This is a genomic window from Corynebacterium sp. EPI-003-04-2554_SCH2473622, from assembly GCF_001665955.1.
In the GTDB taxonomy this organism is placed as follows: domain Bacteria; phylum Actinomycetota; class Actinomycetes; order Mycobacteriales; family Mycobacteriaceae; genus Corynebacterium; species Corynebacterium pseudodiphtheriticum.
Genome location: NZ_LZMN01000060.1, coordinates 1 through 13,026 on the forward strand (window position 1 = coordinate 1; position 13,026 = coordinate 13,026).

Here is a 13,026-nt window from a genome sequence, read left to right on the forward strand (position 1 = left end):
ACTCGACCCAAAACGTCAGAAATGATCCGGTTCATCGATGAATATCGGGATCGTTTCTCAGTCGAGTTCATATGCACGACGTTGAAAAATAACCGGGCTGGTGAGTTTATCACCTCACGTGGTTATCGCCAGTCCAAAGCTCGTGGGCCCAGTGCGCGTCGCCTTCGCGATGCTGTTCTAGTCGAACGTATTAGTACCGTTCATAGAGATAATTACAGTGTCTACGGTGTGCGGAAAATGTGGCATGCTCTACGCCGTGAAGGAATTGATATCGGTCGTGAGCACACCGCCCGGCTGATGCGCTTGGCTGGTGTTTCAGGCAAAAATAAAGGCCGGTCACCGGTGACCACTCGTAGGTCAAAGACGGTGGATACGCGCCCGGACTTGGTGGGGCGCGAGTTCACAGCTTCGGGTCCGAACAAGTTGTGGGTAGCGGACATTACCTATGTGCGCACGAACAATGGCTTTGTGTATGCCGCGTTTGTCACCGACGTTTACTCCAGACGGATAGCTGGGCGGGCATTGTCAGATTCCATGCGGACCGAAGTTTTACCGCTGCAAGCTCTCAACCAAGCGATAGTGTGTGCTGAAGAAACAACAGGTTTGGTGCACCATTCGGATCACGGGTCGCAGTATGTCAGCGTGGTCTACAACGAGAAGCTCACTGAATTCGGGATTCAATCTTCCACCGGAACGGTTGGCGATTCCTATGACAATGCTTTGGCTGAAAACGTGAACGGATCTTACAAAAATGAGCTGATCCATACTCGCAGGTGGGATGACGTTATCGAGGTAGAAATCGCGACATTCGAGTGGGTGTCATGGTGGAACGAGACAAGGCTCCACCAGAGCTTGGGGTACCGAACCCCGGTCGAGGTTGAAGACGCGTTTTGGGAACAAGATGGGTCCCGGGAAATAATGGAAAACAAGGTAAATGCCTAGGAACAAAACCCAGTACACTTCATGCGCTGGGCAAATGAAGAAAAACGGCACTACATCTAAAGGCAAAACCAGATGGCGATGCACAAACCCCTCCTGTGGCAGCTCCTTAACACGCCACCGAGCCGATAAGACCCAAACCCGAGATTTTCAAGCTTTCTACCGCTACGCAGTATCGACAACTTCGCTCACGCAACTCGCTAGGCAATTAGGTCTCAGCAGGTGGACCCTCAACCGCCGCTTCGCACCCTTCTGGCTCATTGACATCCCCAACACCCCAGATCCCAACCGCATCTACGACCAAATCTTCATCGACGGCACCTACACCGCAGCAGGCTGCCTACTTATAGCAGCAAGCCAAGACCACGTCATCGCCTGGTATTGGGCTAAAAGCGAAACCGCCAAAGCCTACAAAAAACTGCTAGCAAAGATTCCACCACCACTATGCGTCGTCCTTGACGGCGGACAAGGTGCATACTCCGCAATTAAAACCTGCTGGCCCAACAGCCACATCCAACGCTGCCTAGTCCATGCCCAACGCGTTGTCCGCCGCTTAACCACCAGCCGCCCACGCACCGATGCCGGTAAAACCATCTACCGCCTAGCACTCACACTCACCAGAATCCGCACCCTTGACCAGGCACGCGAATGGGTACTTCAATTACATGAGTTCGGTCAAGTCCATAAACGTTTTCTCAATGAGAAAACAACCGTGCCGAAACAAAGACAAACCATAAATCACCAATGGGAATGGATGCATCTGCGGGTGCGCAAAGCCTATAACTCACTGCTTGATCTCTCACACAAAGGCTGGTTATTTACCTATCTCCAACCACCACCAACTGCGATTACCCCTAACAACTGGGCATCAACCACAAACAGTTTAGAAGGCGGGGTCAATGCTCAGCTTAAACGCATCGCAGATGCCCACCGAGGCAGAAGCGGAGAAAGACAGCGAAAAATGCTCGAATGGTACCTCCACTCACAAACGCAACTGCCTGACGACCCACTAGAGATCGCCAGGCAGTGCAATTTCGGACAAGATCAACTCGCCAAAGTCACAGATCTTGTCCCAGAAGACCTCAACAAAGCCGACCTTGAAACAGGACGGCCAGCCTTCTACGACCAGGGTATCGATGTTGAATACACACATTCAATCGGTATCCGGAAAGGCCAGATCTAGGGAATTGGTGACACGCCGGTCAGACACACTTTTTGCTACTTAACCCGAGACGTTCAGCCCTGGTGGGCGCTACCAGTTGGGTTCGATTCCCGGTTCGTCTACTAGCCCCGCACCCTGGTAGGTGGCGGGGTTTTGTCATATCCACCCCAAGAATTCCCAGGAGGAATCACCTATGGATACCGCAACCGCCACCGCAGATAACTCGGATACCCAGACCGAGGACGGCCTCGAAGAACGTGGACGTACTTCCGAGAGTCAACAGGCAGCCAAGGATACAGATGCGGCTGATCGTAGGGAGGATAACCAGAGCTCTGAGCAGGATTTACAATCCGAGATCGCAAAGCTGCGTAAAGAAGCCGCTAAGTACCGCACCGAGCGCAATGCATATCGCACTGATGCGGAGAACTACCGCCAGGCGCAAGAGGCGAATAAAACCGATGCGCAAAAGCAGGCCGAGAAATTAGCCCAGCTGGAAGAAGAAAACCGCGAGCTGCAGCTGCGTGAAAAGCGCGCCCAGATTGCCCAGGAATCCGGCGTTGATGTCTCTCTACTCCGGGGGCAGCAGCGCCGAGGAGCTCCAAGAGCATGCTGATGCCCTCAAGCAAGCATTCGGCAAGTTGCAAGCGCAGGTCTTACCTCCGCATGCGCGGAGAAGAGCTAGCGCCCACAGTTACGTTCGAAACAGCATCGGAATTACCTCCGCATGCGCGGAGAAGAGAGTTTCCCGCCGCTCGGCGGGCTAGCTTGGTGGGAATTACCTCCGCATGCGCGGAGAAGAGCTGGCGAAAACAGTGGTAGATGTGGCTTTGAATGGAATTACCTCCGCATGCGCGGAGAAGAGTTTGGCTTATCAATGCGTTGATGTCGCTCCCAGGAATTACCTCCGCATGCGCGGAGAAGAGCCCCGCCTGGTCTCACATGAGAACCGGCGGGGGGGGAATTACCTCCGCATGCGCGGAGAAGAGAGGATTACCCTGGGGGCCGCGATCACCAGGCAGGAATTACCTCCGCATGCGCGGAGAAGAGGCGCGGTTCAGGAACGGTTACATCAGAGCGTTGGAATTACCTCCGCATGCGCGGAGAAGAGGCCGGTGAGGAATCCCCGGAAACGCTCATGCAGGAATTACCTCCGCATGCGCGGAGAAGAGTCTCTCCTTAACTGGAGTGAAAGAATGATCTTGGAATTACCTCCGCATGCGCGGAGAAGAGCGTTTCCAGGCGGCTAAATTCCCGCATGACGTGGAATTACCTCCGCATGCGCGGAGAAGAGGCCACGATCGGAATGTTGGATATACCGGCGGTGGAATTACCTCCGCATGCGCGGAGAAGAGCCTGCATGGCACGCGGTGCCACTGTGTAACCGGGAATTACCTCCGCATGCGCGGAGAAGAGATCGGTTGACACGCTGTAAGCCGTTTTAAGCGGGAATTACCTCCGCATGCGCGGAGAAGAGCGCTCACGCTGGGCGGGGGTTAAAGCAGCCACGGAATTACCTCCGCATGCGCGGAGAAGAGGTAAAGCCGATACTGGGGATATTCCCGCGAATGGAATTACCTCCGCATGCGCGGAGAAGAGCAGAATCCGTAGTCAGGTGCCCACGCTAACTGGGAATTACCTCCGCATGCGCGGAGAAGAGGCCAAATTGGACCTATGCGGAATGTCTCGCTCGGAATTACCTCCGCATGCGCGGAGAAGAGCCTCAACCCCTTAAAACGGCATACAGCGGGCTGGAATTACCTCCGCATGCGCGGAGAAGAGCCTCAACCCCTTAAAACGGCATACAGCGGGCTGGAATTACCTCCGCATGCGCGGAGAAGAGCCCGAGTCAGGCTAAAGGCTGGGATGTACTTCGGGAATTACCTCCGCATGCGCGGAGAAGAGAAGACGAACAGCTGCTAACGCTGATCATGCCGGGAATTACCTCCGCATGCGCGGAGAAGAGTGTAGGCACACCCCGTGCGCGGGGTAGCGCGGGGAATTACCTCCGCATGCGCGGAGAAGAGGGTGTGGGTGTGGCTAGGGTGTGCTTAGGGTGGGAATTACCTCCGCATGCGCGGAGAAGAGCCACGCGGGTGGCGACAAAATCCACACCATATGGAATTACCTCCGCATGCGCGGAGAAGAGTTAATCACGCGCAAACTATCGCCCGCTTGCACGGAATTACCTCCGCATGCGCGGAGAAGAGTTTGACCTGTGGCTACCCGGTGATGAGCAGCCGGAATTACCTCCGCATGCGCGGAGAAGAGAGGTGACCATGATCTGCAGCAGGACATTCAGAGGAATTACCTCCGCATGCGCGGAGAAGAGTCCCCCGGCTGCACAGCCACGCACTGCACCTAGGAATTACCTCCGCATGCGCGGAGAAGAGGTCTCGACGACGATCGTGATTTCGTCGGTTTCGGAATTACCTCCGCATGCGCGGAGAAGAGACATGAAAACTGGCGAACTGCTGTTTTAGCAGGGAATTACCTCCGCATGCGCGGAGAAGAGTGGCTGTGCAGCCGGGGGATCGTAGGGCATATGGAATTACCTCCGCATGCGCGGAGAAGAGGACGGGCTTACACCCCGGCAAGGGGCTTCAAGGGAATTACCTCCGCATGCGCGGAGAAGAGTTTTTGAGGTGCGCGATTACGCACTACAACAAGGAATTACCTCCGCATGCGCGGAGAAGAGCGGCTACATGCGTTTGCCAGGATTGAATACTAGGAATTACCTCCGCATGCGCGGAGAAGAGGCCTGGATATTGACCAACCGAAAGCCGCCCAGGGAATTACCTCCGCATGCGCGGAGAAGAGTGAACGTTGGCACCACTTTGCGCTTGTACTCGGGAATTACCTCCGCATGCGCGGAGAAGAGTTTCCTTATCTTCACTAGGCACCGCCGCCGGGGGAATTACCTCCGCATGCGCGGAGAAGAGCCCCGCGCGAACCCACCAAGCCACGACGGCTGGGAATTACCTCCGCATGCGCGGAGAAGAGTGGAAGAATACCCAGGCGTATTCGTGGTGGGAGGAATTACCTCCGCATGCGCGGAGAAGAGCGGACTCGTCGCCGGTAATAAGCACATCTAGGGGAATTACCTCCGCATGCGCGGAGAAGAGCCTGCAAAAACGATACGTTTGCGCTGGTAGAAGGAATTACCTCCGCATGCGCGGAGAAGAGAGGCATGGAGTGACAAACACCACACCGCAGGGGGAATTACCTCCGCATGCGCGGAGAAGAGACTGCGTTACCTGCGAAAACTTTAGCGGTCAGCGTCGTTTTGTGACGCTACAGCCGATAAGGTCGCGGGTAACAACATGCCGTCCAAGTCTATTATATGTTTGCGCTGTGGACCAAGAGTGTTCACAGCGAATCCTTGCTCTCGACTGGAATCACTATTGATCATGGTTAAGCTGCCGCGATCGATTGCTTCGGCACAACGCTTCCAAATATTGTCGCGTACCCTGCGAGAGATATTGCCGACATAAACACCGGAATCCACCTCAATAAGGAATCTGCTCAAATATCCTCGCAAATGGTCAGGAAGATAGGTAGAAGTCAATACTAAAAACACTTATTAATCTTTTCCATATTGAGTATGTCCCACAACCTCGTCGCCGCGCCCTGCTACTAACCTGTCATCATCGCGAGCGGGCAAGTGCGGCTCCAGAATATGCATGAGCGTAGACAACATCTCTTTGAGAACTTGATTTCGGTGAATTTCCGCTCTGACACGCCGGCGTAGTGCCTCAGCAGGATTGTCTTCCTGTGCAGCAGCAAACGCTGCGGGAATTGATAGCTGCGGTTTATAAAGATCCGCAAGATCAAACAACAAAGCACGAATATTACCGCGGTGAATCACACCCAGAGCAGGATTAACTCCGATGGCATTGCACGCTGCTACAGCGCAACCATAAAGCAGAGAATTGGCGAGGTTAAGACCCTGATTAACTGGATCTTCAGCATCGGTGCGGCGCCGGAAATTCTTGATGCCATATTTGTGAGCTTGCTCTCGGTATTTCATTTTCATCATGCGGCCCTCGATGCCACGCATCACCTTAATGCTGGATTCTTCGGGGTCAAGTTCAAGACCAAGCTGCTTACGATAAAGATACACAGCCGCTTTCCGCTGATTCGTTTCTGAAGACACAAGCTTAGCTTGTGCGATAGCCCAGCGGGCCGACTGCGTCAACGGGACCGAATAGCTATACGACGGTGCCCCTCCGCCACCGGTGAAAAGTACAGTAGCACCTGCGCGAGTACACGAGGTCATCGCCGCTGTGGAAATGCTAGTACCAGGCCCTAGCTGTAACACCGCGATCCCAGAGACTGGTATCTGAATAGCCTGTTCACGCTTATTCTCATTATCTTGCGAATACGCTACGACACCAGTGCGGTTTTGCCGGATGAGGCAATATTCCAAATACAGAAAACTGACGCGGTCTTCCAAGCGAATTTGATGGTCAGCTGGAATTTGTGCGAATGTCAGCGCTTGCTCCGAATACGCCATGTTATGCCTCCGGCTTGGGGCCGATAAATCCCAGGAAGGAGTCGTAAAGCCCGTCGGCACGCACAAACACATAACGACTGAGGACCGTCTTTGCCGCTGCAAGCGAAGTCGAATGCTCACTAATCTGTCCAAATTTACGAGCCCGAATAGGCATTGAGCCTTTCATTGCTTGCCTGATGGCAGCTTTATCGGCGCCGTCAACGCTCAATAACTCTTCTGGGGTGCCAGGCCATGCGCCAGGTAATTCGGAATCACTGCTTCCGATGATCATTTGCACAGATTCTTCTTCAATATCGCGGGTGCGTAATTCGTCCGCATCTGGGCTGAGCATGCCTTCCTCCGCGCGTAACTGTCGCGACAAATCGTCCAGCCATTGCTCTGGATCCAGAAGCTGCGACATTGAGTACGAACGCTGTTTGCCTTTCGAGCGTTGTAGAAGGTGGGCAGCGTTTTGTTCGTACTCAGCAGTAGTCGCGCCCACGCTTTCTAAGTCTTTCATGCTCACGGTGGCGGCTTCGACGAATGGTTGACAATCATCGGGGAAACAAATTTCCTCATGATTGTTCAACCAGCGCAGAGTCTTTTCCATCTCTGCCTCGTAGTAGGGCAGAGCGCCGCCTTTGGCGAAATCCATAGCGACGATTCGCACCATTTTATGCGCAGCTTTCGGGATTCGAGACCAGCGATGATCGTCCGCATGGCGCCATAAACGCCCGAGACGCTGGAGCAAAGACGGGGAGGGACACAGGTCGGTGGAAAGCATATCCAGGTCAATATCTAAGGAAGCTTCAATCGCTTGGGTTCCCACCACAGTCAGCCCTTTGCCGTCGCCATTCGGGCCGCAGCTACTGGTCAGGTATTCAGCGTTGATGCGTCGGTGCTCGGCCGTCATGGCTGAATGCAGAAGAATGACATCATGCCCGTCGGCAGCCAGCTCGCCTGCGACCTCTTGTGCCCAGGCGACTTGGTTACAGATAACCCCGATACGCGCATTGGGGTGGGCCTGGCGTTGGTGTTGTGCCCACGACACGTGCGCGGAGACCGTGCTGTTGGCCGTGGAAGTTTCAACTTCCAGTAGGGTTTTCGAAGCAGGGCTAGAAAAACTTTGTGCGGACTTACTGCGCGGTGGACCCAATGAGACTGGCGAAGCTGATGAGGCTATAGCCGGAAACGTGAAATCGTCGGTGAAATCTGTTCCGGTATAAGCACGGTACGCTTCGCGTAACTGCCATCGTGGCATAGTAGCTGTCAGTAGAGTGACGCGGCTGTTGGTTGCCCCCATCCATTCGAGCACGGGGCCCAGTAATTTCATCTGATAATGGTCAAGTGTATGTACCTCGTCGATGACAATGTGAGAATTTGCTAATGCGAGCAGCACTAGGTGCAGCCATTTAATGGGTAATCCCGCTTTCAAGCATTGGTCGACGGTGGCAACGCTTACCGACGCCAACAGTCGCGAGATGCCGGAACGAACAAAAGATGAGGGGAAAAGCCCTTCGTTTTGCTGCATTGAGGGCTCGGCATGGTCCGTGGAATCATCGAATGTAGTCACGGGAGTTGTGTAGAAATCTTCGATCGACGCCAGTGAATGAGCCAGTGAAGCGACGTTGCTGGTGCTGGAATACGCCTTTTGCACACGTCGCATGAGCGCATTCGTGGTTGCCTGCGTCGGAAGTAAAAACAACAGCCGTTCGTGGCGCTGAGCATGACGGAGCAGCGCAGCTTCCGTCTTGCCACTGCCGGTTGCGCTCATGACGGCAACGAAACCAGCGTCATTGTCACGTGTTAGCCGCTGCACCTCGTATGGCTCACGGCCTGGACCGAGGATAGCGTCCTGGGCAGCTGCCTGGCTGGGCCAGCCTTCGTAAATGCCGAGAAATTGTTTAATATGTGCTGGTGCGTGCGATTTTTGTGCGGCGAACCAGCCTGCATAGTCGTCTGCTGGAATGGTAGCTTGCTGGAGATCGGTTTGTGAGCGCTGTACCCAGTTGGTTTGGGAGGCCAGGCGATCTGCAAGAACAGTCAAACCGCTGAGCAACAAACCCACCGTAACTGGTGCTTGCTCCGGGAGAGTGCTGCGGTCGATGCCTAAAGCGTTGTAAAACTGTGCGGAAATTTCCTCCCGTTTATCCTTCCACCCTGGAAAGTTCAGGCAATCGTCGACGGTAGCGCTATCCAATCTGCGGTCCCGCGAATTGCTCAGCGGCAGCCGAAAGAATCCATGGTGACCCAGCGCAGGCAGGATGTGCCAGGCCTCGCCAGTAGTCAGCTCGTCTAAACGGATATCCGACAGCGATAAAGCAGAGACCTGCTCGTGTCTGCGGAGGGCAGTAAGTTTTCCCCATCTGTTACTCCGCGCGGCGGGAGGAAAATCTACGTTCTCTTCCCGTGCAATCTGTTCGCGGACGGCCTGCCAAGCCTCTCCAGATTGGGCTAGCTGGCCTTGGAAAAGCGGATTTGCCTTTCCTATGTCGTGGATACCCGCTATCGCCGCGACGATCTGCGGTGCCTCTGTACCCAATGCCTGAGTAATTTGCTCTTGCAGCCCTGGGCGAAGCCAGTGATAGAACAACTGTTCTGCGATAGCCGCGGTGTCCAGCAAATGACGAATGAGTGGATAGCTGGAATCGAGGCCATGCCGTTTAGCCCATATGGCGTCGCCTGATTGTGTGCTCATGACAGCGCCCGTACTGTTAAGAAACCACAGCCATAGGCTTTTTCGCGTCCGACGCCTTCTAACAGGAAAGTACCGAGTTTTTCGGGTGATTCGACTATTCCGATGCCATCAATTGTATCGAGCTGAAGCGTCATTCCGGATTTTGTGCGCGGGGCGTCTTGTAAGACTTCCCGTACATGGTTCGTGATCTCCACGCCGTGTAAAGCGCCAGCAAGTTTGTTGCTCAGCCACATCTCTAAGTTCTGCGAGTAGACGGTTGTGTCGTCGCTGTCTTCGTCGATTTCAATGGGAACAGGGGTTACCTGTACACGTTTTTTGCCGCCGCTTTCAACTGTGCGGCGCTTGACGGCATTGACGGTAATCCGGAAACTAACCGTCGTGCCGTGCTGTAATTCTGGCAGCGTGATGTGTTTGGTCAGCGCACCGTCGAATTTGTCGATATTTTCTGGCGCCACCGAGGACTGCACTAGGAAGAATGGGGCTTGACCTGGCAGTGTGTCCAGGCGAAATAATATGTTGGCCTCTTTCCGTACGGATTTTCCTGACAGAGCGCCAAATAATGACATGACAGCTCTGTGCCGAAATGTCGGTGAATTGATGTCCCAGGCATGTCTGGCATGGTCGTTGTTGCCGCTTAAGAGGGAGTGAGCGGGAATTTTTGAGAGGTGAACTTCGACTGACATGTTTTCCTTTTTTTGGTGGCGAGTTCTGGCGTTATACTTAATGAGTTCTCCGTGTCTGCGGAGGTATTTCGTTATAGCCCCTGGTTTGAACTTACTTCTCCGTTTCTGCGGAGGTAAATGCCAGGGGAAGACCCGGACGCTTTTATTGTAACTTATAACCTCTAGTTTTGCGAGAAGCTTGATTCCTGTTAGTCTTATGTTTATCAGAAAAACTTGAAGTGTTTCACAGAAAAACTGGAAGAAATGAGATCTCTGAAATGGGGATAAACGCCTTAACGGATGTGCGTTTTCTTGTAACGCAAGAATCGCACGCAAGCTTGCGTGAATATTTACTGAATTGCCATCGCACAGAATGGGCGTTACACAAAGACATTGCTGGGTTTCGCTATACCGCCCAACTCCGACTAGCGGCGTCCGTCGCGGCAGTGGTGCTGCGTTACGTTGACAACCTACCCCGGAAGGTGCGCTCAGGGGCGTTGCTTGAGTCCGGTTTGCCGGAGCATGCCGTTGATGCCGCATTACAGGACGTGGAACCGGGAAGTGACTTGTTTTCTGAACAACAGCCATTTATGCAGCGTCCGGCAAAAACGCCAAAAGGGCCCAAAGATACTGCGCGGGCGTTGGGGCCGCAGCAGCAACCCGTGAAAAAGCTTTCGCCGTCCATGCCGCCGGATGAAGCAGAGACGTACTGGAACCTCGGCGTGGGCGCAGTTAGCTTATTGCCCCTGGAGGAAGCAGTGCTGGAACTGGTGACGTATCACCACATGTCCATGGCGGGAAATAATGCGTACGACGGTGATAAATGCCAGATGGGTGCGCCCGCAATGCGTTATGTGGGTGCAGATTACACCGCGACGGAAGCGTTTATCCGAGGCGAATCCGATCTCGCAACGCTGCTACGATTAATCCCCAAACAATGGGTCGAAGGTACTGGCTTGCCAGCTTGGGCAGACCGTACCTGCGAACAATCGCTGGTTGATGAGGGTGAGATGCAGATAGCCCATCCACTGTGGAGTGCTACCTGGAGTTCGAATGCGCCGGCTTGTTACTGGGAAGGCGAAGAACTCCACGGCGTTCGCACAGGAGGTATCCCGGAGGAGTGGTATCGCAAATCCGAAATGGGAACCACTAAGGAAACCCGAAAACAGTGGTGGGATACGCGCAACCAGGATGATCCGTTTTATCTGTATATGTCCGATGAGCAAGGCCAGCTTAAAGTACAACGCCTTGATTTTGGGCGGGATGGCACAGAACTAGCAGTCGAGTGGGCAGCAGAAGGCAAGACCGGAGCGTTATTGGAACCACGGCTACCGCGAGTCCTGGATCGCGCTCCGGACGAGGTTCCGGTTGTCTTCGTGCGTCACTACATCGCAGGTACTGCAAGTTCACCCAATATCCGCGCCAGTGAAATTTTTGAGACCAACCAAAACCTGTGGGCTTTTGCTATCGATCCCTGGTTGCGGCGTGATGTGCAAACACAAGCGAAATATATTCAACAACTCAATGCCGCCGTTCGGGCACCATTTGGACGAAAGCCAAATTCTACAGCGGCATCGGTATATCTCGACGATCTCGCGGACCGTCGAGGTGATATCGAACAAGCTTTTTGGCGAAAGATTCGCGCTGTTTATGTCGATATCTTGCAAGAAATCCGACAAAACCATCAGAGTAGTGATGATGAACCATCTCCGTTTGCGCTGCCGGACAACCTTACAGAACGGTGCGTGCAAGCGGGGTTGGAGGCTTTTGACGAGGTAGTTAACCCACATTCCCTGCAAGAACCAGCCCGAATTGCTTTTGTCCGAAGCAACCTGCAGCGACGCTTATGGGGGATATCGAACAAGCACCGTAATACTGCACAGGAGAAATCATGACCGAATACCCACCACATAACGAACCGGAGATGTGGCAAAAGGAATTAAGCGCAATTTTGCGGCAACGGCAAGCAGCACGAGAGGCACACCAGCCGCAGTGGCGTCGCAAACGAGCCGAACTACGCCGTGGGTTGTCTCCTTTTACCGAGCACTACGCCTACCCACACGTATTGCCGTATCTGCCAGCTGACACGAACGATACACAGAAAACGATCTTCATCCGTTTATTCGCGTTAGTGGCGGAATACGACAAAATTCCGGCCGCAGAAAAATCCAAGCAGCGCGGAAAACAATACAGCTTGGGTGCGTGGGCTCAACGAGTTTCTGCTGTACTTGCCAGCAGCAATGGCCAAAAATTTACCGTTGATCCCGACAACATGGATGCCGTCGGCAAGCGCCTGCAATTTCTTCATGCCCTTGATGCAGAAGAAGCCATCACCAATATCGGGCGCATTATGGCACTGGCTTCAAGCAAAAACAATGCCCCGACACTGGATTATTTCGACCTCTTCCACACGATGCTGCGCTGGGGCAACGGTTTTAGCGCAGAATCCCAGGCTGTACGACGCAAAGTGTTGCGCGAGTATTTTTCTGTCATCCCTGACAGCACTAGCGAAACACCGAACACCACCGCTTAAATCTCTGAAAGGTACACACTATGTCTCATCACTTGACCCTGCACATCATTTCACCCATCCCATTCAGTAACTTGAACCGTGACGATACTGGCACCCCGAAGCGCGTGAACCAAGGCGGTGCCCTGCGCGCTCTACATTCCTCACAGTCCATCAAGCGTGGAATTCGGAAGGCCTATGAAACCGCATCCTTGGATCTGTCGGTACGTTCCGGTGAACTCAGCGAAGCCATCGCAGAACGTGTCAAGCAGATTGATGCTGAATTGGATGAGAAAAAGGTTGCAAAAGAATCGAAAGCAATCATCGGCAAGCTGACGAAAGCGGAATCGACTGATAAAGAATCGAACCGCTCCATCTGGTTATCACAAGAAGAAATTGAGACCGCCGCACAGACCGTGGTCGATATTCTCAGCCCGCAGGAAGATGCTGAAAAGGCAGAGGTACAGGATTTCATCAACGGCACCAAGACCGGTTCACTGGCGATTTCCGCTTTTGGCCGTATGTTTGCCAACTCTCCGCAAAACAACACAGAAGCTGCGCTGA

The 13,026-nt window shown here is 53.7% G+C and carries 10 protein-coding genes and 1 CRISPR repeat array; of the genes, 6 read left to right on the forward strand and 4 right to left on the reverse strand.

Annotated elements, in window-relative coordinates; translation table 11 throughout:
* The 3 genes from A5774_RS07100 to A5774_RS07110 form a co-directional block, all read left to right on the forward strand.
* Positions 1-942, forward strand: a 942-nt coding sequence (locus A5774_RS07100) for an IS3 family transposase (RefSeq protein ID WP_156519574.1), incomplete at its 5' end; no start/stop codon positions are given.
* Entirely contained in the window at positions 935-2,122 is a 1,188-nt protein-coding gene (locus A5774_RS07105) for an IS1249 family transposase (protein ID WP_064834048.1), read from the forward strand. The genes A5774_RS07100 and A5774_RS07105, both read left to right, overlap by 8 nt.
* Before the next feature lie 172 nt (positions 2,123-2,294).
* A complete protein-coding gene (locus tag A5774_RS07110) occupies positions 2,295-2,714 on the forward strand; it encodes a hypothetical protein (protein ID WP_064834050.1) in 420 nt (139 codons plus the stop codon).
* Between the two features lie 36 nt (positions 2,715-2,750).
* Positions 2,751-5,345: direct repeats of the CRISPR family, unit length 29 nt; unit sequence GGAATTACCTCCGCATGCGCGGAGAAGAG.
* 21 nt (positions 5,346-5,366) lie between these two features.
* Here the strand turns inward: A5774_RS07110 and cas2e are convergent.
* The 4 genes from cas2e to A5774_RS07130 are packed head-to-tail and all read right to left on the reverse strand — an operon-like array spanning position 5,367 to position 9,974.
* Positions 5,367-5,678: a type I-E CRISPR-associated endoribonuclease Cas2e gene (gene cas2e, locus A5774_RS07115; protein ID WP_064834052.1), complete on the reverse strand. Its 312-nt coding sequence runs from the start codon at positions 5,676-5,678 to the stop codon at positions 5,367-5,369.
* Positions 5,679-5,681: 3 nt separating this feature from the next.
* The gene (gene cas1e, locus A5774_RS07120; RefSeq protein ID WP_064834054.1) at positions 5,682-6,614 is read right to left on the reverse strand and encodes a type I-E CRISPR-associated endonuclease Cas1e; all 933 of its coding nucleotides are present in this window, start codon (positions 6,612-6,614) and stop codon (positions 5,682-5,684) included.
* Between the two features lies 1 nt (position 6,615).
* Positions 6,616-9,291 carry a CRISPR-associated helicase/endonuclease Cas3 gene (locus A5774_RS07125; protein ID WP_064834056.1) on the reverse strand — a complete coding sequence of 892 codons (2,676 nt, stop codon included), beginning with the start codon at positions 9,289-9,291 and terminating at the stop codon, positions 6,616-6,618.
* Positions 9,288-9,974, reverse strand: coding sequence for a type I-E CRISPR-associated protein Cas6/Cse3/CasE (locus A5774_RS07130; RefSeq protein WP_064834058.1), 687 nt, complete (start codon positions 9,972-9,974; stop codon positions 9,288-9,290). The genes A5774_RS07125 and A5774_RS07130 overlap by 4 nt, the downstream gene beginning before the upstream one ends.
* A 257-nt stretch (positions 9,975-10,231) precedes the next feature.
* Between A5774_RS07130 and A5774_RS07135 the strand changes: the two genes are divergently transcribed.
* From A5774_RS07135 to A5774_RS07145, 3 genes are all read left to right on the forward strand, one after another.
* Positions 10,232-11,848 (forward strand): type I-E CRISPR-associated protein Cse1/CasA, encoded by a 1,617-nt coding sequence (locus tag A5774_RS07135; RefSeq protein WP_082936146.1) that lies wholly within the window; start codon positions 10,232-10,234, stop codon positions 11,846-11,848.
* Positions 11,845-12,486 carry a type I-E CRISPR-associated protein Cse2/CasB gene (locus A5774_RS07140; protein WP_064834060.1) on the forward strand — a complete coding sequence of 214 codons (642 nt, stop codon included), beginning with the start codon at positions 11,845-11,847 and terminating at the stop codon, positions 12,484-12,486. The genes A5774_RS07135 and A5774_RS07140 overlap by 4 nt, the downstream gene beginning before the upstream one ends.
* A gap of 20 nt (positions 12,487-12,506) precedes the next feature.
* A partial coding sequence (locus A5774_RS07145) for a type I-E CRISPR-associated protein Cas7/Cse4/CasC (RefSeq protein WP_197490269.1) occupies positions 12,507-13,026 on the forward strand: 520 nt, incomplete at its 3' end.